The following is a 19,641-nucleotide window of genomic DNA, read 5'->3' on the forward strand; positions in this document are numbered from 1 at the left end:
GTGGATCTCCTTGCCAGGATTTCGAACGCTGTTCAGGCGGTCGCACTCGTGCGTCCGCCGCTGTCCCGTGCGTCGAATCCGCGGCGGTGCGCCGAGCGCACCCGTTGGGAGGGGATCCGCCCGTGTCGCCGTTTCCCGTGTCGCTGCCTCCGGAGCGCCTCGTCCTCGCAGAGCAACTCGCGCAGGCCCAGTCCCCGGCAGTGGGGACGGGGCCCGCCCTGACCATCGCCGTGGGGGCGATCACCGCGCTGCTGGCGCTGATCATCGGCGCGAAGATGCAGCCGGTCGTGGCGTTGCTGCTGGTGAGCCTGGCGAGCGCGCTGCTGCTCGGCGTGCCGGTCGGCGAGGTCATGGACACCCTCTACGAGGGGATCGGTGACACGCTCGCCGAAGTGGCCCTGCTGGTGGCCCTGGGCGCGATGCTCGGCCGGATGCTGGAGGTCTCCGGCGGGGCGAGCGTGCTGGCGCACTCGCTGGTGCGCGCCTTCGGCGAGCGGCGCGCCCCGTTCGCGCTCGGCGTGGCCGCGCTGCTGTTCGGTTTCCCGATCTTCTACGACGCCGCGCTGATCATCTTCCTGCCGGTGGTCTTCTCCGTGGCCAAGGCGCTCGGCGGCTCGGTGCTGCGCTACGGACTGCCGGTGGCCGGGGCGTTCGCCGCGATCCACGTCTTCGTCCCACCGCACCCGGGCCCCGTGGCCGCGGGCAGCATGCTCGGCGCGGACATGGGCCTGCTCGTGGTGGTGGGCCTCGTGGTCACCGTGCCCACCTGGCTGCTGGCCGGGTACGTGTTCGGCCGGCGCGTCGGCGACCGGGTGCGGCTGCCCGTGCCGGAGGTGTCGCTGGCCGCGCGGGAGGACTCCGCGCAGGAACCCGCGAATCCGCCGGGACTGCTGGCCGTGCTGTCCATGCTGGTGCTGCCGCTGCTGCTGATCCTGTCCAACACCGGGCTGGAAACGCTCGGCGAAGCCGGCGCGGTGAACACGGACAGCACCGCGGTGCAGGCGGTGCAGTTGATCGGTGAGAGCCCGATTGCGCTGGTCATCGCCGTGCTGGCGGCCGTGGTGGTGCTCGGCGTGCGTCGCGGGATGCGGCTGGGCGAGATCGAGCGGCACCTGTCGGACTGCCTCGGCCCGATCGCCGTGGTCATCCTCGTCACCGGTGCGGGCGGCATGTTCGGCGCCGTGCTCAACGAGGGCGGTGTCGGCCAGGCGCTGGCGGGCATGCTGCAGAGCCTGGGCGTTCCGCTGCTGCTGGCCGCGTTCCTCATCGCGATGGTGATGCGCGTGGCGCAGGGCTCGGCGACGGTGGCGCTGACCACCGCGGGCGGATTCATCGCTCCCGTCGTGCAGGCGACGCCCGGGCTGTCGGAGCTGCAGCTGTGCCTGGTCGTGATCGCCATCGCGGCCGGTGCGACGACGCTGTCGCACGTCAACGACTCGGGGTTCTGGATGACCAGCCGGCTGCTCGGCATGGATGTCCCGACCGCGCTGCGCACGTATACCGTGATGCAGACGCTGATCGGCACGATCGGGTTCCTGCTGGCCGCGCTGCTGTGGGTGGTGTTCTGAGGAGGGGGCGCACGCCTCGCGCCCGCGTCACCAGCGGCCCCCGATCAGTCCCGCCGACCCGCGCGGTGCCGCCTCCGGGCGGGTGATCAGCAGCGGGAACCGGGCGGTGCTCGCCGCGGACGTGGTCGTGCTGCTCGCTCCCGCGGCGCTCGCCGTGGTCCTCGCGGTGAGCGCCTTCCTGCTGGGCACGCTGCTGCGGGCGGCGCTCCGGCGAACCGCGAGAAGTTTTCTTGACTCGTTCCAATCTGGGTGTGGCATACTCGGGGCATCATGAACCTCAGCGCAACCTCCGCCAGCGGTACCGAGGGGCTCGCCCCGGCCGAGCAGCTGCGGGCCGCCGGTTTGCGAGCGACGAAACCGCGGCTCGCCGTGCTGGAGTGGCTGACCGGGCACCCGCACTCGACCGCCGAGCAGGTGGCCGGTGCCGTGCGCGGCCAGCTGGGGTCCGTGTCCACACAGGCCGTCTACGACGTGCTCAACTCCTGCACGCGCGTGGGCCTGCTCCGCCGCATCGAGCCGGCCGGGCACCCGGCCCGGTTCGAGACCCGAACCGCGGACAACCACCACCACCTGGTGTGCCGTGCCTGCGGCAGGACGGCTGATGTGGACTGCGTGCACGGAGCCGCACCCTGCCTGGCCCCGGCGAGTGTGGAAGGCTTCGCGGTCGACGAAGCGGAAGTCGTCTTCTGGGGCTACTGCCCAGACTGTCGGTCCTCGGCCGCGCAGCCCGAGGACGCAAACCACCACGAGGAGGGACGATCGTGAGTTCTCGACCCACGACGACCAACACCGGCATCCCGGTCGCCAGTGACGACCACTCCCTGACCGCCGGCCCGAACGGCCCGGTCCTGCTGCAGGACCAGTACCTGATCGAGAAGAACGCGCAGTTCAACCGCGAGCGCGTTCCGGAGCGCGTGGTGCACGCCAAGGGCGGCGGCGCGTTCGGTTACCTCGAGGTCACCGAGGACGTCAGCCAGTACACCAAGGCCAAGCTGTTCCAGCCCGGAACCCGCACCGACGCGCTGATCCGCTTCTCCACGGTCGCCGGCGAGCTGGGCTCCCCCGACACCTGGCGCGACCCCCGCGGCACGGCCATGAAGTTCTACACCAGCGAGGGCAACTACGACCTCGTCGGCAACAACACCCCGGTGTTCTTCATCCGCGACGCGATCAAGTTCCCCGACTTCATCCGCTCGCAGAAGCGCCGCGCCGACAACCACCTGCGCGACAACAACATGCAGTGGGACTTCTGGACCCAGTGCCCCGAGTCCGCGCACCAGGTGACCTGGCTGATGGGTGACCGCGGGCTGCCGAAGACCTGGCGGCACATGAACCTCTACGGTTCGCACACCTTCAGCTGGATCAACCACTCCGGCGAGAAGTTCTGGGTCAAGTACCACTTCAAGTCCGACCAGGGCCACGACTTCCTCTCCCAGGACGAGGGCGACCGGATGGCCGGTGCGGACTCCAACTTCCACATCCGCGACCTGTGGAACGCCATCAAGAAGGGCGAGGACCCGAGCTGGACCGTCTACGTCCAGATCATGCCCTTCGAGGAAGCGGCCGACTACCGGTTCAACCCGTTCGACCTGACCAAGGTGTGGCCGCACGGCGACTACCCGCTGATCAAGGTCGGCCGGTTCGTCCTCAACCGCAACCCGGAGAACTACTTCGCCCAGATCGAGCAGGCCGCCTTCGAGCCGACGAACATGCCCCCGGGCATCGGTGCCTCGCCGGACAAGATGCTGCAGGGCCGGCTGTTCGCCTACCCGGACGCCCACCGCTACCGCATCGGCGCCAACTACGCCGACCTGCCGGTGAACCGCCCGGTCTCCGAGGTGAACAGCTACGCCAAGGACGGTCCGATGCGGTACAGCTACGGCCAGGACCCGGTGTACGCGCCGAACTCCTACGGCGGTCCGCACGCCGACGCGAGCACGGACGGCGACGACTCGGCGACCGGCGTCGAGCAGGAGGTCATCCGCTCCGCCTACGCCAAGCACGCGGAGGACGACGACTTCGGCCAGCCCGGCACGATGGTGCGCGAGGTCTTCAGCGACGCCGAGCGCGAGCGCTTCGTCAACAACGTCTCCGGCCACCTGCTCGACGGCGTCGAGCAGCCGGTCCTGGACCGCGCGCTCGATTACTGGCGCAACGTCGACAAGGACACCGGCGACAAGATCGCCGAGAAGGTCAAGGGCTCCCAGGGCTGACCTCCTCGCCGTGGGCCCCGGCGCGCTGCGCCGGGGCCGCCGCGCGGCCCGGGCGTCGCGCTGTTCCCCTCCGCCGCGGTTCGCCGCTCCGCGGCGGGGCACCTGCTGACTGCGGCGACCACCACATGCGAAGGGCCCGGAACCCCGCCGTTCCGGGCCCTTTCGCGTGCCCGCGGGCTTCACTGACCAACGGTGTGCGGGCGTTGTCGTGAACGTCGTTTGGTGCCATCATGGCACCATGAAGCGGATGAATCTGCGGGACGTGCCTGACGACGTGTACGCCGCGCTCGCCGAGGCCGCCGAGGCGAACCGGCAGTCGCTGTCGGCCTTCGTCGTGGACCGGCTCACCGAGGTCGCCCAGGTGGCCCGCCTGGAGGGCTACCTGGCCTCCTACCGGCCGCCGCAGGGCAGCGGCCTCACCGTTGACGACGCGACCGCTGCGGTGCGGGAGGTGCGGGAAACGTCGTGAGCCTGGCCGTGATCGACGCTTCCGTCCTGACCGCCTTCTACGCCGCCGACGATCCCCGCCGTGATGCGATCGCGGCACGCCTGGCCACCGGTGACGCCCTGTTCGCCCCCGCCCACGTGGATGCTGAGGTCGTCTCCGCGTTGCGGGGCATGGCTCGACGCAGCCCCGTCCTGCACGCCGCGGTGCCCGCCGCGCTGCGGCATCTGGCGGGTTTTCCCGTTCGGCGCATGCCGCTGGCTCCGCTGTTGCAGCGCATCTGGGAGCTCCGAGACAACACCACCCCGTACGACGCCGCGTACGTCGCGTTGGCCGAACGGCTGGACGGTCCGCTGATCACCGCCGACGGCAAGCTCGCTGCGGCCAGCGGGGCCCACTGCACCTTCGACGTCATCACCTGACTCCACTGGCCGAGCTCGCCGTTCAGGTGCCCGCAAGCCGGACCCGACCTGGCACCGCGATCCTGGGCGGACGGCGAGTGGCGAGCACGGTGAAACGTTGACCAGCAGCGTGCTCGTCGTCCCGGAACTCGATCGGCTCGCCCGCCCGGTGCCGGGTGCTCGCGCCACCGGTGACGACCTCGTCGGACGCGCCGAGCTCAACCCGCGGCGAGCTCGGTGGTGAGGTGCTCGCACGTCCGCAGCACGGTGCGCGCCGCTTCCCGGTGCGCGCGGTCGTGCAGCGGGTGCGCGTGCTGCTCCCGCCACTGCGCCAGCGCCCGCGCGGCCGCCTGCGCGAGCTCGTCGGCCGGCGCGTCCTCGTCGCACCCCAGCCTGCTGGCCGGGTCGGACCCGCCGGCCCCGAGCAGGCGCTTGGCCGCCGCCTGCAGCGGGCGGGCGAACCGCAGCTGCCCGGAGTCCAATGCGGACAGCAGGCGGAGCTCGTCCCACTCGTGGGCGTTGGCCAGGACCCACTCGAACTCGCCGTGCAGCCGCTGCGCCGCGGGTTTCGGGTTCGCCCGCAGCACCATGTCCACCGCCAGCAGCGCAGAACGGGCCCGCAGCGCGTCCTGCCGCTCCACGAACTGCTGGTGCACGGCTCCCTGCAGCGCGTTCATCCCGCTCGCCTCGAGCATCTCCGCGCGCAGCTGCGCCGCGTCCTCGGCTCCCTCCCGCAGCGCCACGAGGGCGCGCTGCACCCCGTAGTGCCCGAAGCGGACGAGCAGCGCCTGCCGGTGCTCGGTGGGCAGCGAATCCGGGGCCTTGCCGTGCGCGAACCGGTCGGCGGACAGCAGCAGCGACTGCAGGTCCTCCTCGGACAGCTTCAGCAGTTCCCGCAGCGTGGCGATGTCCTGCTCGGTCATCGTGTGCACCGCCTGCCCGAGCAGCCCGATCACGGGAACCACGTGCTGCGCGTAGGACTGCAGCGCGGGATCGGTGCGGTGCTGCTCGGCGACGCCCTCCGCAGCGGTCAGCGCCTCCGAGCCGCTCGCCCCGGCCTCGTCGGCGCGGGAGATCGCCACCAGCGTGTTGATCGGGGCGCGCCGCGCGGTGCGCAGCTCGTGGGCGGCCTGCAGGAACTGCAGGTCCGCTTCGTGGGGGTGCCGCGTCAGGTACAGCACGGCGTCCGCCTCGGCCAGCACCTGCGCCAGCGCGGTCTGTCCCGTTTCGCGCACGGCCGTGGAGGCCACGCCCGGTGTTTCGAGCAGGCTGACCGCGCGCAACCCCGGTGAGGGCGCTTCGACGACCAGCCGGGAGACCTCGTCGGGGCGCCAGTGCTGCAGCCGCCGGATGGTCTCGTCGTCCACTGTGCTCATCGGGATGGTCTGCACCGAGCCGTGCGGCGTGTGCACCAGGACCTTCGGCTCGGGACCGTACTGGTAGAGCGTGTTGACCTGGGTGTTCTCCTCGGTCGCGGTCGGTGCCAGCGGTTCGCCGACGAACGCGTTGATCAGCGTCGACTTGCCGGACTGCACGCGTCCGGTGACGGCGATGCGCAGCGGCTGCTCGATGCGTTCCAGGCGGCCGCGCAACCAGGCGGCGGTGCGCGGGTCGTCGCGGTAGCACGTGATGGTGCGGATGAGCAGTTCGCGGGCGCGTTCCAGCAGCGTGCTCATGATGCCGCGATCCGGTTCTGCGTGAGCATGCCGACGCGTTTGCGCAGCACGGACAGGTCCTCCAGCTTCTGCTTGATCTCCCGCGCGCGCTGGTCCCGGTCCACCGCGCTGCGCTCGGCGGCCCGCTTGATGTCCTGGATGGACGAGTTGACGTCCACCTGGGCCTGTTCGGTGATTCCGTTGAAGTGGGCGTGGATCGAGCGGTGCATCGCGCGGATCGCGTCCTTGGACTCCTTGTTCACCTGGAACACGACCTGGTCGATGTAGCGCTGCGCGGCGTTCTTCGCCTCGGTCTGGCGGCGGCGCAACCGGGTGTCCTTCTCCTCGCGGAGGCTCTTGCTGCCCAGCAGGATGCCCGCCGACAGCGACAGGACGTTCAGCAGCGGCAGGCCCGCCATCTTGGTGACGAGGCCGAACATGAGCACGCCGCCGTAGGAACCGCGCAGTCCGGTGAGGAGCCGGTCGAAGCGGCGGAAGTCGCTGCCGCGCGGCAGCGCGGGTTCCGGGACGGCGTCGAGCGGCCGCGGCGGTTCGAGGCGCTCCAGGTCGGGCTCCTCCCCGCGGGCCTCGTCCGGCATCTGCTCGGAAACGCGCCGCACCAGGTGCTGCCGCCGCTGCTCGATCCAGTCGAACGTGGTGTCGATGGCGGCGGTGATCTGCTCGTCCAACCAGGACCGGAAGTCGTCCCAGACCTCGAGCGGATCGGCCTGCTCGAAGATCTCGTTGACCTGGTGCTGGACGGCCCAGCAGCGTTCGCGGAAGTCGAACTCGACGTCGGCGTTGAGGTCCTGGACGCCGTCGTTGAGCGTCTTCTGCCAGCGGCTCGCGATGCGGCGCAGCTCTTCCGCGCGCCGCTGCGCGCTCTCCAGCTCCACGAGCGTTTCCGCGGCGGTGCGCGGGTTCTGCGCGGCCAGTTCGGCGCGCAGGTCGTTGCTGATCTGGGTGATCGCCTCGCCGAGGTTGTGCGAGACGAGGCGGCGGGTGAGCTGGTCGTGCTGCCCGGCGAGCTCGGACTTGAGGTATTCCAGCAGCGGGCTGAACCCCGATTCCTTGTTCAGGTTGCTGCTCTTGGTGCGCATCGCGTGCGCGCGCACGGTACACGAGACCGGGAAGATCTTCGCGGACACGCCCGCGTTGTTCAGGTGCTTGCGGTTGACCTCGACGACCTGGCGCCAGTGCGGGGTGCGGTCGATCTTCGGCTGCACCAGGGCGATGTTCGGGCACAGGTCGGCGACCTGCTTGAGGAAGCCGATCTCGTTGGTGGTCAGCTCCTGGGTGGCATCGGAGATCATCAGCAGCGCGTCCGCTTCCGCGGCGATGGCGAGGGTCGTGTCCGTGCCCGCGGAGGAGGGGCCGCCGAACGCGGGGGTGTCCATCAGCGCGAGTCCGTTGCGCAGCACCCCCCGCGGGACGGCGACCTCGCCGCGCCGCACCGGCCGTCCGCGGTCGACGGCCTCCTGCAGGCGCGTGGTGAGCTCCTCGAGGGGAACGGGCACGCGCTCCAGCGCGGGCGGGCCGTCGGCCGCCTCCTGCTCCACCAGGTGCGCGCTCGGCGTGTCCGCGTGCCGCACGAGCGTGGGCACGCGCGTGCTGGTGGTTTCCCCGGCGGCGCACACCGGTGCGTTGACGATCGCGTTGAGCAGCGCGCTCTTGCCCTGGGCGGGTTCACCGATGAGCAGCACGAGCTGACTGGGGTCGAGCACGCGCGTGCGGATCTGCCGGAGCCGTCCGTGCAGGTCGGAGCGGTCCTGCTCGGCACATTCCGCGCTCGCGCGGTCGATGAGTTCAACCAGCGCCGTGTCAATCACACGGGTGATTGTGTCGTCTCGCTCTCCGTGCCGACCACCCCACTGGGTTTCCCGCGGAATGTCCGGAACGCGCGCACGCGCGAACGGGGGCGCGGAGCGTGGCCCCGCGCCCCCGTGGGCGAGCGTTCAGCGCGCAGCGGTCAGAGCAGACCCTCCGCGCCGAGGTCGCCGCTGACCTGCTCGACGGTGCCGCCGACGGCGTCGCCCGCGACCGGCACGTCGCTCGGCGCCGGCAGGTGGTTGGCCGCGTCCTCGACCGGGGCCGTGGCCTCCTCGGTGGGCAGCGCTTCGGCGGCCTCGCCGGCGACCGGCGCGTTGCCGGCCACGTCGCCGACGGTGTTGCTCACGTCGTCGACCGGCAGGTTGCTCGCCGCGTCCTCGACCGGGGCGGTGGCGTTGCCCGCGGTGTCCTCGACGTTGTCGACCGTGTCCTCCACCGGAGCGGTGGCCTGCTCGGCGGCGGGGACCGCGTCGGTCGGGTTCTCGAGGTTGGCCGGCAGGTCGCCGACGACCGGGGCGTCGCCCGCGACGTCGGTGGCCGTCTTGGTCGCGCCGCCGGCCACGTCGCCGACCGGGGCCGCGGCGTCGCCGACGGTGCCGGTCACGTCGTCGACCGGCAGGTCGCCCGTGACGCCCTCGACCGGGGCCGTGGCGTTGCCGGCCACGTCGCCGACCGGGGCGGTGGCGTTGCCCGCCAGGTCGTCGACCGGGGCGGTGGCGTCGCCGGCGAGGTTGCCCACCGGCTGCGTCGCGGTGCCCGCGACGTCCTCGACCGGGGCCGTGGCATTGCCCGCCAGACCGTCCACCGGGGCCGTCGCGTCGCCGGCGAGGCCGGTGACGCCGTTGAGCGGCAGGCCACCGGTGAGGTCGCCGACCGGGCCCTCGGCGGAGGCGTCCGACTTGGCGGAGGCGCCGCCGCCGGCCTCACCGTTCAGCGAGCCGGTCACGCCGCCGAGCAGGCCGTTCACCTCGCCGCCGGCCACGCCGCTGACGGCACCGCTCACGGTGCCCGTGACCTCGCCGGTGAGGTCGCCGGTCAGGCCGCCGGTGAGGTCGCCGGTCAGGTCGCCGGCCACATCGCCCTCGGCCGCGCCGCCCACGGCGCCCGTGGCGCCGCCCAGCGCGCCGTTCACGTCGCCACCGGTCAGGTCGCCGACCGTGCTGGTGACCTCGCCGACCGCGCTGGTCGCCTGACCGCCGGTCACGCCGCCCACGAGGCCGGTCACGCCGCCGAGCGCGTCGCCGCCGCCGACACCGCTGATGGTCTTGGTGGCGTCACCGCCCGCGAGGTCGCCGACGGTGCTGGTCACGTCGCCGGTCGCCAGGCCGCCGGCCAGGCCGGTCGCGGTGCTGGCCACGCCGCTGACGGTGCTGCTGGCGGTGCCGGTCACCTCGCCCACGACGCCGGTGACGTCACCGCTGCCGAGGTCGCCGACGGTGCTGGTCACGTCGCCGGTGAGACCGCCGGTCAAGCCGCCGGTCAAGCCGCCGGTCAAGCCGCCGGCCAGGCCGGTCGCGGTGCTGGCGACCTCGGAGACGGGGCCTTCGGCGAGCGCGCCGGCCTTGGCGTCGCCGCCGGCCACGCCGCCCGCGAGGCCGGTCACGTCACCGAGCACGCCGCTCGCGTCGCCGCCGGCGACACCGCTGACGGTGCTGGTCACGTCGCCGCCCGCGAGGCCGCCGACGTTGCCGGCCACGTCACCGACACCGACGCCCTGCGCGAGGTTGCCGACGTCCTGGTGCACGGTCGCGCCCGCGCTGCCGACCAGGTTGGTGCTCGCGTCGACGGTGTTGTCCACGGTGCTGGTGACAGCGCCGACCGCGCCGGAGACGGCCTCGCCGACGGCGCCGACGGTCGAGTTCACCACGTTGCCGACGCCTGCGGCGGCGTCACCGCCCACGACGGTGTTGCCGCTCAGGACCTCGTTGCCGTTGAGCACGTCGTGGGCGTTGACGACGTTGTGCGAGTCGTTCTGCTCGATGTCGACGTCGACGTCGCTCTCCTGGGAGAAGTCCTGGTTCTGCTCGGGGCTGTTCTGCAGCATGCTCAGTTCTTCCTGCTCGGTTGAGTACGGGGAGTGCAGTTGGAGCACGGCGTGCTGGGTGTTCGTCACGAACTGGTCGACGCTGCTCTGCACCGTGCGGTACTCGGCCACGGCTTCGACCGGTGCGTAGTCGAGGACCAGCGATGTGGCATCGGACACATCTGCCGCGCTCATGTCTCCGAGGCCTGCTCGGTCCAGTGCGCCACGGGGGTCGCTGTCGAACGCGGAGCGGGCTGCCGGGTCGGTGGCGAGCCGGGTCAGGAACTCGTGCACCGTCGGTTCGGACGCTGCGCCGGACTGGGCCTCGGAGTCGCCAGTGGGGAACGCCGAATGCTGCGTGTGCTGAGGGTTCGTCATGCTCCAGCTCCCTCGCTCGGCGATTCGCTCGGCGCCCGGGACGGCTTCCCGGTCTCCCGCACTTGCTCGTGCTGCAGCCTAGGCAGCGGGGGCCGTCCGGGACATCGGGAGCGACTCCTAGTCAGGGGTGCACCTATTAGGGGGTCGATCTGGTAGCTCATTAGGGGGTGGGATATGGCAACAGAGGTCTCTGCGTAACTAACCAGACGCTAAATTGTGGTCACTTCACACCGGAGGGTGCGCCCTGTGCGGGCGACACCTGGCGCCGCTCCGTGTGAGCTGTGTGATCGGTACGAAGCCGCAGCCGCGCAACGCGAAGAGGAGCCATGCCATACGTCCTGGGCGTCCACCTCGGCGCCACGATGACCTCGGCGGCCATCGTGCGGCGCGACGGTGGTGATTGGGCGAGCACGGCGACTCCGCTGCCGCTCGGCCGGGGAGGGCCCGCCGGGCCGCCCGGCCTGACCACGCCCACCGCGGTCTGCCGCACCGCCGACGGGAGCTTCCTCGCCGGGGACGCCGCCCTGCACCAGCAGGCCGCGCACCACGAGTGGGTCAGCCGGGACTTCCCGCACCGGATCGGCGAGGACGCGCCGATCGCCCTCGGCAACGACTTCACCTCCCCGCAGCGGCTCGCCGCGGCCGTCGTCGAGTGGGTCGCCGACCTCGCCGCGCAGCGGCAGGGGCACCCGCCCGAGCACATCGCGCTCGCGCACCGCGCCACCTGGGGGCCGCACCGGGTGCGGCTCGTGCTGGCCGAGCTCGCCCGGATCGGTCTGTCCGATGTGACCGCTGTGCCGGAACCCCTCGCCGTGGCGCTGGACTACGCGTCCAAGCAGGAGCTCTCCGAGAACCTCTCCCTGGCGGTGGGCAACGCGGGGGGCAGCGGGTTCGACGTCACCGTGCTGCGCCGCCGGCCCGGTGAGCTCGCCTTCGACCTCGTCGCACCGCCGCTGGAGGCCGCCCACCCCGGAGGGTGGGACCTGGACGACGTCGTCGCCGACCTCGTGCGCGAGGAGCTCGACGCGGAGCTGCCGGAGGGAACCGGGCTGCCGGAGGACACCGGCGACCCCGCGGCGCGCGCGGCGCTGCTCGGGTTCCGCGAGTCCTGCGCCCGCGCGAAGGAAGCCCTGTCCTACCACGCGGAAACCCGCGTGCCGGTGCGCTCGCCGAGCACCACGACCGAGGTGGGGCTCTCCCGCAACCGCTACGAGTGGCGCGCGCGCCCGCGGCTGGAACGCGTGCCGGAGGTGCTGCACCAGGCCGTGCAGTCCAGTCCGGTGCCCGTGGAGGAGCTCGGCACGGTGCTGCTGGCGGGCGGTACCGCGCACACCCCGCTGCTGCGGCGCCTCGTCGGGGACCGCATGGGGCGCACGCCGCTGGTCGACCGGCATCCGGAGCTCGTCGCCGCGAGCGGTGCCGCGGTGGCCGCCGTGCGCACCGTGGCACCCGAGGCGGAGCACCGCGCGCCGCCGGCGCCGCGCCCGGACCCGCCCTCCGACCCGGACGTGGTCATCCCCGAGGCCGCGCACGCCGAACCCGAACCGGCGGCGGAGGAAGCGGCGCCGGAGCGCCCGCCGGTCGCGGTCGACCCGATGCCCTTGGATCCACCGGACGAAGCGCGCGCTCGTAGGATCAAGGTGTTGAAATTGTCCGCCGCGGCGGTTCTGATCATCGTCGGCATCGTGCTGATGTTCGTCTTCCCGCCGAACAGCCCGCTCGGCGGGGTGCTGGGTGCGCTCGGGAGCCCCCGATGAACATCCCGCGCCGCACCGTCCGTCCAGGGTGGGAGAAGTCGTGAACCGAGAAGTGCCCCTGCCGCGCTCCGTCAGCGGCGGCGCCGCGGCGCGAGGTGCCGTGCTCGGCCGCGCCTCCGCCGACGCGGAGGCCGGACCCGCGAAGGCCGGCCCCGCGGAGGTCGGCCGCGCGGGGGTCGGCCGCGTGCTGGAGCAGCTGCTCGGCGGGGAGATCGCGGCGCTGTGCCGCGCGATCGGCGACGCCCCGGACAGCGGGCGCACCGTGGCGGTGCGCGGCGCGGGCGGGTTCGGCAAGAGCACGGTGCTGTCCTGCATCGCGCAGGCCTACACCGCTGCCGGGGTCGCGGTGCGCGACGTCGGGCACCCGGTCGAGCAGTGGCGCGACGCGGCCGTGCTGGTCGACGACGCCCACCGACTCGACGAGGACGCGCTGCGGCACCTGCGCGAGCGGGCGCGCGAGGCCGGTGCGCGGGTGGTCCTCACCTACCGGCCGCATCCGCGCCCGCCCGAGCTCGACGCGCTGCTGGCGGAGGTGCGCACGGCGCTGACGCTGCCCGGGTGGGGCGCGGCCGAGCTCGCCGCCTGCGCGGGGCGCGAGGCGGCGGGCCCGGCCGATGACGAGCGCCTGCGGTGGGCCGTGGAGCACAGCGGCGGCGTGCCGCGGCTGGCGGTGCGCCTGTTCCAGGCCGCCGGGCGGGGGGTCGTCGCGGGGGGAGCGGTTCCGGACGCGGTGCTGGAGCGGTTCCACCCGGAGCTGGACCGGCTCGGCCCGGTGGGGCGGGACCTGCTCGTCGCGCTGTCCCTCGGCGCGAGCTCGGGCGCTGCTCCGCTCGCGCGGCTGCTCACCACCGATGAATCCACTGCAGACGAATCGTTGGCGCACGTGCGCGCCAGCGGCCTCCTGACCGCCGGTGACGCGCCGGTTCCGGTCGTGCGCTGCGCGGTCACCCGGATCCTGCCACGCGAGGCGTGGTTGTGGATCGCGCGGCGGCTGATCGAGCAGCGGCTCGACGGCGAGGCGGCGCTGCTGCCGGTGATGCGCGTGGTGGCCGAGCACCACGTCACCGCGCCGGACGCCTCCCTGGCGCGCGGTTTCGCGCGGGCCGCAACCGAGGCGCTGATCTCCGGGGCGTCCACCCTGGCCGGTCAACTGTGCGACGCGGCGGCGCACTGCGGTGCCGCCGAATCGGAAACGGCCGCGCTGCGGGTCCGGGCGGCGGGTGCGGCCGGGGACTTCGACACCGCGCTGCGGCACGCCGAACGGGTGCTGGCCGACGAGGCGGCAGCGGGGCGCGCCGACGCGGCGCGCATCGCCGCGACCGCCCTGGCCCACCGCGGCCTGCTGGACCGCTGCGCGGAGATGTGCGCGTGGTCGGTGCGCGGTCCGCGCTGGCCGGGTGACTGGGCCTTCGCCGCGGTGGCGCTGCTCGGCACCGGCGAGCGCGAACGCGCGCGGGGCATGTGGGAACCCGCCGGCGGCGACGGGCCGCCGTCGCTGCGCGCGGGGGTGTTCGAGCAGCTGGCCGCGGGCGTGTGGGAGTCCGCTGCCGGCTCGGCCGCGGCGGCCGTGTCCGCGACCGCGCGCGCGGCGTCGCTGGCCGATGCGGACGTCCCGGACACCCTGCCCGACAGCCCCTCCGGGATCGCTGCCCTCGTGGCGCTGCACGCGGGGGAGCCGGACGTGGCGCACGGCGTGCTGCAGCGGGGCGGCGAGATCACCGGCAGGGACGATCCGCTGTGGACTCGGATGCGCTTGCTGTCGACCTTCCTGGTGCTCTCCCGCGGCGACACCGCTATGGTCCACAGTGAACTGGACGTGCTGGAGCGCGGTTTCCTGCGCGGGCGCGACCGGTTGTGGTCGGCCGCGCTGCGCGCCGGCGCCGCCGGTCGGGACAACGACACGACCGCGCTCGGCTCCGTCCGCGGGGCGCTGCGGCAGGCGGTCGCCGAGCACCCCGTCGACCTGTTCAGCCTCGTTCCGCTCGGCGAGGCGATCGTGGCCGCCGCGCGGCTCGGCGACCGCACGTGGATCGCCCCCTACCAGCAGGAGGCCCTGCGCCTGCTGCAACGCCTGGATGACCCTCCACTGTGGTCAGCTCCGCTGCGGTGGAAGTGCCTGCAGGCGGCGATCGTCGTGCGCGAGCACGACGAAGCCTGGCAGCACGCCGCTGCGCTGCGGGCGGCCTCCGGGCACAACCCGCTGGCCACCGCCATGGCCGCCGGCGCCGAGGTGTGGCTGCGCGCGCTGGAGGGTGAGGTCGCAGCCGAAGAAGCCCGGCAGGCGGCGATGTCGCTGCACGCGGCCGGATTCGCCTGGGAAGGCGCGCGACTGGCGGGGCAGGTCGCGCTGCACACCGCCGACCGGCGGGACATGCTCCAGCTGTTGGAAACGGCGCGCACGCTGCAGGGAAAACCACCGCGCCCGCGCGCGGTCACCGGGCCTGCCGCGTCCGAGGAGCACGTGCTGTCCGCGCGCGAGCGCGAGGTGGCCGACCTGGTGCTGGCGGGCAGGACCTACAAGGAGATCGGGACGCGGCTGTTCATCTCCGCCAAGACCGTGGAGCACCACGTGGGGCGGATGAAGCAGCGCCTCGGGTGCAGCTCGCGGCAGGAACTGCTCGACCGGCTGCGCGAGCTGCTCTCCTGAGGAATTCCGCGGATCGGTTGGCGTAGCGGGTCGGTGGGGGAACCTCGGGCGAGGCCCCGCCGCGGGAGCCGGCAGGAGGCCGACCCCCGCGGGCGGCCGGGTCCTGTTCCCGGATTCCCCGTTGCGAGCGAGGTCCGGGAACGAGATCTTTCACACCGGGGAGGTGGGCGCGGTGGCCAGCCCGGCGCGCAGCGACCCGACCATCTCGAACAGGGCCTGCTCGAAGCGCGCGCCCGCACCGCGCAGCGTGGCGAAACCGTGGATCAGGTCGTCGAAGCGGCGGTGCACCACGGAGACCCCGGCTTCGGTCAGGCGCTCGACGTAGGCCTCGCCCTCGTCCCGCAGCGGGTCGAACCCCGCGGTGACCACGTAGGCCGGGGCGAGACCGCCGAGGTCCTCGGCCAGCAGCACCGACAACCGGGGGTCCTTCCGCTGCTGCTCCGCCGGCACGTACGAGTCCATGAACCAGTCCATGTCGGCGTCGGTGAGCAGGAAGCCCTCGGCGAACATCTGCCGCGAGGCCCGCCGCTCCGTCGCGTCGACCGCGGGGTAGAGCAGGAACTGCATCCGCGGGTGCGGCAGCCCCGCTCCGGGGGCGTGCAGCGCGACCGCGGCGGCGAGGTTGCCGCCGGCGCTGTCGCCGCCGACGGCGATCGCGTCCCGCGTGGTGCCCAGCTCAGCGGCCTGCTCCACGGCGAACCGGTAGGCGGCCAGCGCGTCGTCGTAGGCGGCGGGGAACGGGTGCTCCGGGGCGAGGCGGTAGTCGACGGACAGCACGCGGATCCCGACGTGCTTGGCCAGGAACCGGCACAGGTCGTCGTGCGTGTCCAGATCGCCGATCACCCAGCCGCCGCCGTGGTAGAACACCAGCAGCGGCCCGGTCCCGGTGACCTCGCGCGGCCGGTACAGCCGCGCGGGCAGCGGACCGTCGGGCGTGTCGATCCGACGCTCGGCCGCGACGACGCCCGGAACGGCGCCGGTGCCGAGCAGGCCGATCGCCTGGCGCATGGCGGCGCGCGCCAGCTCGGGGGTGTCGGCGCTGAGCTGGTCCTTGCCGGCCAGCCGCTGCATCCGCAGCAGCAGTTGCGCGTCCAGGGCGAGCTCCTGCCCGTCGAGGCGCACGGGCGCCCCCGCGATCCAGCGGCGGGCGGTCCGGGGCAGCGAGATGACGCCGCGCAGCGCGCCCGCTTCCACCGCGGGCTGCGCGCGTTCCAGTGCCTTCGGCATGTGACCTTGACCTCCAGGGACGGTTGGTGCCCGCAGGTTACCGCTAAGTAGGTGTGGAACGGGACACGGAACTTTGACCTGGAGTGCGCTCGAAGTCGTAGCGTGAGCCGGTAGCCGTTTCGGGTCCGGGCGAACCGGACGACGAGTGAGGAGCCAGCGACGCATGACGGTGACCGTGGTCGGGGTCGGTGGATCGGTCCGCCCGGACTCCCAGTCTGAGCGGGCGATGCAGGTGGCCCTGAGCGGCGCCGCCGACGCCGGTGCGAAGGTGCAGGCGATCACCGGCGCGGACCTGTCCCTGCCGTTCTACGACACCGACCTGGCCGAGCGCACGGACGCGGCGGTGGAGCTGGTCTCGGCGCTGCGCGCGGCCGACGGCGTGGTGCTGGCCTCCCCGGGCTACCACGGCACGATCTCGGGCCTGGTGAAGAACGCCCTCGACTACGTCGAGGACCTCCGCGACGACAGCCGCCCCTACCTGACCGGGCGCGCCGTCGGCTGCATCGGCATCGCCTACGGCTGGCAGGCCACGGTGCTCACGCTGCAGTCGCTGCGCTCGGTCGCGCACGCGCTGCGCGGCTGGCCGACCCCGCTGGGCGGGGCGGTGAACTCCGCCGAGACGCGGTTCGGCCCCGGCGGCGAGTGCGCCGACCAGAAGGTGACCACGACCCTGCGCACCATCGGCCAGCAGGTCGTGGAGTTCGCCGGGAACGATTCCTGAACACGCGCCGCCGGCGCCCCTGTGCGCGGACCGATCATCCGTTCGACTCTGAAATCCGCAGCGCAGGGGAGTTGTGTACAACCCCTGTGGACAACTGCTTGTGGATGGACGAGGAGTTGTCCACAAGCGGTGGGCGGTGGTTCACCGTGCGGGCGCTGCGGTGAGCGCGCATCCTCGTCACCGACCGCTCGGGTACGAGGAAGGGACCTGCTCATGGCCCAGAGGACGGCTGCGAAAACTCCGATCACCGGACCGCTCAAGGACTCCGACCGGGACGCGACGGGCAAGGCGCTGCAGGCGACGCTCGTGGACCTGGTGGACCTGCACCTCACCGCGAAGCAGGCGCACTGGAACGTGGTCGGCGAGTTCTTCCGGGACGTGCACCTGCACCTCGACGAGCTGGTGACCACGGCCCGCTCGCTGGCCGACGACGTCGCCGAACGCGCCGCCACGATCGGCTACCCGCCGGACGGGCGCTCGGCCACGCTCGCCGAGACCTCGGGGGTGACCCGCTTCGAGTCCGGGTGGCGCACCACGCGCGAGGTGAAGGAAGCCGTGGTGCAGATCCTGGCCGACCTGATCGGCCGCCTGCGCCCGCGGATCGAGGAGACCGACAGGACCGACCAGGTCACCCAGGACCTGCTGATCGCCGTTGCGCAGCAGCTGGAGAAGGCCCACTGGATGTGGGAGGCCAAGCTCGCGGACTGAAGTGGGTCTCAGCGCAGCGCTGCGCGCGTCACTTCGGGCGTGCGCGCTCGTACTGCTTCGGCCAGAGGCCGTCGGCGCGGAGCGCGTCGGCGGCGCGCATCGGCCAGTGCGGATCGCGCAGCAGTTCACGCGCCAGCAGCACGGCGTCGGCCGAACCCGCGGAGATGATCTCCTCGGCCTGCTCCGGCGAGGTGATCAGCCCGACCGCGCCCGTCGGCACGTCGGAGTCCATCCGGATCTGGCGCGCGAACGGCACCTGGTAGCCGGACTTCACCGGGATCGACGCGTTCGGCACGGCACCGCCGGTGGAGGCGTCCACGAGGTCAACACCGCGCTCGGCGAGCATCCGGGCCAGGCGCGCCGAGTCGTCCCCGGTCCAGCCGCCGTCGACCCAGTCGGTCGCGGAGATGCGCGCGAGCACGGGTTTGCCCTCCGGCCACACCGCGCGGACCGCCTCGGTGATCTCCAGCAGCAGCCGCACGCGGCCGTCGAAGTCGCCGCCGTAGCGGTCGGTGCGGTCGTTGACCAGCGGCGAGTAGAACTGGTGCGCCAGGTATCCGTGCGCGAAGTGCAGCTCGACCACGTCGAAGCCGGCTTCGTCGGCCCGGCGTGCGGCGTCGGCGAACTGCTCCGGGACCGCGGCGACCTCCTCGGTGGTGAGCGCGCGCGGTGCGGCGAGCTCGCCGAACGGCTGCGCTGTCGAGCTCACCGCCTCCCAGCCGCCGTCGGCGGGGGAGACGCTGCGCTCGCCGCCCCACGGGGCCGTGGTCGAGGCCTTGCGACCCGCGTGGGCGAGCTGGATGCCCGGGGTGGCGCCGTGCTCCCGCAGGAAACCGGTGATGCGCTGCCACGCGGCGACCTGCTCGGCGTTGTGGATGCCGGTGTCGGCCGGGCTGATGCGCCCTTCCGGCACGACACCGGAGGCCTCGGCGATGACCAGACCGGCGCCGCCGAGGGCGAACTGGCCGAGGTGGACGAGGTGCCAGTCGTTCGGCACGCCGTCGGTCGCCGAGTACTGGCACATCGGGGAGACCCAGGCGCGGTTGCGGATCTCGACGTCTCGCAGCTTGAACGGTTCGAATAGTCGGCTCACGTCCCCTCGCAACAACCCGCTCGCGCGCAAGATTCCGCCGCGTCAGGTACCTCACAGGGCGCGGCGGCGAAAGCGGCGAAACGGGCGGCGTCGCAGGGATCCTCGCTGCTGCGGCCGGTGGTCGGACGCGCCCCGGAAGCAGTTCGACCGCCCGGAGCGCGTGTTCCAACCCGTTGAGATCGCCCTGACCTCAGCGAGATGTTCCCGCAGAACGGGACCGAGTTCCACGCGGCTGCTGCCACGGTCCGCCGCGATCATTGCGGACCGCTCGAGAGGAGCTCGGCGATGGGCTTGTTGGATTTCTTCCGCGGCATCAAGGCCGGACGGTGACGTCCCGGTTTTGCCGCCGGACCAGGTCCGTTCGGCGCTTCTGGGGGTGAACCGCCCCACCGCGCCGTTCGTGGTCCGCGAGGGCGGGGATGGCGAGCCCGACCTCGTCGCGGAGTGGCGCATCGTCGACGCCCAGTGGCGCCAGGTGTTCGCGAAAGCGGGGCTGAGCAAGGCATTCCGCGTCAGCATGCGCTTGGACCCGGAGAACCGCGAGGTGCGCGCCGTGGACGACGAGCGGAGCGTCGACTGGGTTTCAGGTGTTCCGCATCTGTCGGTGAAGACCGAAGCCCTCCGGGGGAGGAAGTGGGAGTCCTCCTGGAGCGGCGAGCACGCGTTCACCGAGCACGGCCAGTTCGGTGAGGTGTACAACTACCGGTTCAACACCGGCGAGCTGAAAAACCCTTGAAGAACGCCGCCACGGGTGCCGGGTGGACGTGGCGCCCGGCGGTGAAGCCGTGACTCGTCAACGGCACTCCGGACGAGCAGCAGCAGTTGAGCCGGAAGCCGCGGTGGTCCGGGCGGAGCGCCGCAGCAGTCGACCCGGCGCCGAGCGCCGGGGCGCTGCCCGCGGTGCTCCACCGCCCGCGGCGGATCGGCCACCGCGCGGGCCCGGGCGGACCGCGCAGCGGCCCGCCCGGAACAGCC

Annotated in this window: 17 protein-coding genes; 12 read left to right on the forward strand and 5 right to left on the reverse strand. The window is 72.8% G+C overall.

Features of this window, described 5'->3' with window-relative positions:
• The first annotated feature begins 122 nt into the window (after nucleotides 1-122).
• From ACYVJE_RS06585 to ACYVJE_RS06610, 6 genes are all read left to right on the forward strand, one after another.
• Complete coding sequence (locus ACYVJE_RS06585; protein ID WP_461143726.1) at nucleotides 123-1,568, forward strand: GntP family permease; 1,446 nt, start codon at nucleotides 123-125, stop codon at nucleotides 1,566-1,568.
• Nucleotides 1,569-1,838: 270 nt separating this feature from the next.
• A complete protein-coding gene (locus tag ACYVJE_RS06590) occupies nucleotides 1,839-2,333 on the forward strand; it encodes a Fur family transcriptional regulator (RefSeq protein WP_459157967.1) in 495 nt (164 codons plus the stop codon).
• On the forward strand, nucleotides 2,327-3,781 hold the full coding sequence (locus ACYVJE_RS06595; protein WP_461143794.1) for a catalase: 1,455 nt from the start codon (nucleotides 2,327-2,329) through the stop codon (nucleotides 3,779-3,781). Before ACYVJE_RS06590 ends, ACYVJE_RS06595 begins: the two co-directional genes overlap by 7 nt.
• A 238-nt stretch (nucleotides 3,782-4,019) precedes the next feature.
• Nucleotides 4,020-4,250 (forward strand): hypothetical protein, encoded by a 231-nt coding sequence (locus ACYVJE_RS06600; protein WP_461143727.1) that lies wholly within the window; start codon nucleotides 4,020-4,022, stop codon nucleotides 4,248-4,250.
• Nucleotides 4,247-4,648 carry a type II toxin-antitoxin system VapC family toxin gene (locus tag ACYVJE_RS06605; protein WP_461143728.1) on the forward strand — a complete coding sequence of 134 codons (402 nt, stop codon included), beginning with the start codon at nucleotides 4,247-4,249 and terminating at the stop codon, nucleotides 4,646-4,648. Before ACYVJE_RS06600 ends, ACYVJE_RS06605 begins: the two co-directional genes overlap by 4 nt.
• 97 nt (nucleotides 4,649-4,745) lie before the next feature.
• The gene (locus ACYVJE_RS06610; protein ID WP_461143729.1) at nucleotides 4,746-4,871 is read left to right on the forward strand and encodes a hypothetical protein; all 126 of its coding nucleotides are present in this window, start codon (nucleotides 4,746-4,748) and stop codon (nucleotides 4,869-4,871) included.
• Here the strand turns inward: ACYVJE_RS06610 and ACYVJE_RS06615 are convergent.
• The 3 genes from ACYVJE_RS06615 to ACYVJE_RS06625 all read right to left on the reverse strand — a co-directional run bounded on the left by ACYVJE_RS06615 (nucleotide 4,846) and on the right by ACYVJE_RS06625 (nucleotide 10,513).
• A complete protein-coding gene (locus ACYVJE_RS06615) occupies nucleotides 4,846-6,303 on the reverse strand; it encodes a dynamin family protein (protein WP_461143730.1) in 1,458 nt (485 codons plus the stop codon). The two genes, ACYVJE_RS06610 and ACYVJE_RS06615, sit on opposite strands and share 26 nt — an antisense overlap.
• Nucleotides 6,300-8,111, reverse strand: a complete 1,812-nt coding sequence (locus ACYVJE_RS06620) for a dynamin family protein (RefSeq protein WP_461143731.1) — start codon at nucleotides 8,109-8,111, stop codon at nucleotides 6,300-6,302. The genes ACYVJE_RS06615 and ACYVJE_RS06620 overlap by 4 nt, the downstream gene beginning before the upstream one ends.
• Before the next feature lie 140 nt (nucleotides 8,112-8,251).
• Nucleotides 8,252-10,513, reverse strand: coding sequence for an IniB N-terminal domain-containing protein (locus tag ACYVJE_RS06625; RefSeq protein WP_461143732.1), 2,262 nt, complete (start codon nucleotides 10,511-10,513; stop codon nucleotides 8,252-8,254).
• A gap of 326 nt (nucleotides 10,514-10,839) precedes the next feature.
• Here ACYVJE_RS06625 and ACYVJE_RS06630 point away from each other — a divergent pair, with 326 nt between their 5' ends.
• Together ACYVJE_RS06630 and ACYVJE_RS06635 are read left to right on the forward strand one after the other, a co-directional pair.
• On the forward strand, nucleotides 10,840-12,270 hold the full coding sequence (locus ACYVJE_RS06630) for an Hsp70 family protein (RefSeq protein ID WP_461143733.1): 1,431 nt from the start codon (nucleotides 10,840-10,842) through the stop codon (nucleotides 12,268-12,270).
• Between the two features lie 40 nt (nucleotides 12,271-12,310).
• Nucleotides 12,311-14,917 carry a helix-turn-helix transcriptional regulator gene (locus ACYVJE_RS06635; RefSeq protein ID WP_461143734.1) on the forward strand — a complete coding sequence of 869 codons (2,607 nt, stop codon included), beginning with the start codon at nucleotides 12,311-12,313 and terminating at the stop codon, nucleotides 14,915-14,917.
• Nucleotides 14,918-15,067: 150 nt separating this feature from the next.
• On the opposite strand, the gene ACYVJE_RS06640 is transcribed toward ACYVJE_RS06635, so the two are convergent.
• Nucleotides 15,068-16,144, reverse strand: coding sequence for an alpha/beta hydrolase (locus ACYVJE_RS06640; RefSeq protein ID WP_461143735.1), 1,077 nt, complete (start codon nucleotides 16,142-16,144; stop codon nucleotides 15,068-15,070).
• Between the two features lie 163 nt (nucleotides 16,145-16,307).
• On the opposite strand from ACYVJE_RS06640, the gene ACYVJE_RS06645 reads away from it, so the two are divergent.
• Both ACYVJE_RS06645 and ACYVJE_RS06650 read left to right on the forward strand, forming a co-directional pair.
• Nucleotides 16,308-16,865, forward strand: a complete 558-nt coding sequence (locus tag ACYVJE_RS06645) for an NADPH-dependent FMN reductase (protein ID WP_461143736.1) — start codon at nucleotides 16,308-16,310, stop codon at nucleotides 16,863-16,865.
• A gap of 213 nt (nucleotides 16,866-17,078) precedes the next feature.
• Entirely contained in the window at nucleotides 17,079-17,573 is a 495-nt protein-coding gene (locus ACYVJE_RS06650) for a Dps family protein (protein WP_459157975.1), read from the forward strand.
• Nucleotides 17,574-17,601: 28 nt separating this feature from the next.
• Here ACYVJE_RS06650 and ACYVJE_RS06655 read toward each other — a convergent pair whose 3' ends face one another.
• Entirely contained in the window at nucleotides 17,602-18,666 is a 1,065-nt protein-coding gene (locus ACYVJE_RS06655; protein WP_461143737.1) for an NADH:flavin oxidoreductase/NADH oxidase, read from the reverse strand.
• A 198-nt stretch (nucleotides 18,667-18,864) separates the two neighbouring features.
• Between ACYVJE_RS06655 and ACYVJE_RS06660 the strand changes: the two genes are divergently transcribed.
• Nucleotides 18,865-18,996 (forward strand): hypothetical protein, encoded by a 132-nt coding sequence (locus ACYVJE_RS06660; protein ID WP_461143738.1) that lies wholly within the window; start codon nucleotides 18,865-18,867, stop codon nucleotides 18,994-18,996.
• Nucleotides 18,997-19,042: 46 nt separating this feature from the next.
• Nucleotides 19,043-19,402, forward strand: coding sequence for a hypothetical protein (locus tag ACYVJE_RS06665; protein ID WP_461143739.1), 360 nt, complete (start codon nucleotides 19,043-19,045; stop codon nucleotides 19,400-19,402).
• Nucleotides 19,403-19,641 lie beyond the last annotated feature (239 nt).

It is taken from the genome of Salinifilum aidingensis, from assembly GCF_054782015.1.

What these genes read in the sequence shown, in the direction of transcription:
- ACYVJE_RS06650 (WP_459157975.1), top strand. Translation starts at nt 17,079, where the DNA reads ATGGCCCAGAGGACGGCTGCGAAAACTCCGATCACCGGACCGCTCAAG.
- ACYVJE_RS06660 (WP_461143738.1), top strand. Translation starts at nt 18,865, where the DNA reads ATGTTCCCGCAGAACGGGACCGAGTTCCACGCGGCTGCTGCCACGGTC.
- ACYVJE_RS06630 (WP_461143733.1), top strand. Translation starts at nt 10,840, where the DNA reads ATGCCATACGTCCTGGGCGTCCACCTCGGCGCCACGATGACCTCGGCG.
- ACYVJE_RS06600 (WP_461143727.1), top strand. Translation starts at nt 4,020, where the DNA reads ATGAAGCGGATGAATCTGCGGGACGTGCCTGACGACGTGTACGCCGCG.
- ACYVJE_RS06590 (WP_459157967.1), top strand. Translation starts at nt 1,839, where the DNA reads ATGAACCTCAGCGCAACCTCCGCCAGCGGTACCGAGGGGCTCGCCCCG.
- ACYVJE_RS06615 (WP_461143730.1), bottom strand. Translation starts at nt 6,303, where the DNA reads ATGAGCACGCTGCTGGAACGCGCCCGCGAACTGCTCATCCGCACCATC.
- ACYVJE_RS06640 (WP_461143735.1), bottom strand. Translation starts at nt 16,144, where the DNA reads ATGCCGAAGGCACTGGAACGCGCGCAGCCCGCGGTGGAAGCGGGCGCG.
- ACYVJE_RS06625 (WP_461143732.1), bottom strand. Translation starts at nt 10,513, where the DNA reads ATGACGAACCCTCAGCACACGCAGCATTCGGCGTTCCCCACTGGCGAC.
- ACYVJE_RS06645 (WP_461143736.1), top strand. Translation starts at nt 16,308, where the DNA reads ATGACGGTGACCGTGGTCGGGGTCGGTGGATCGGTCCGCCCGGACTCC.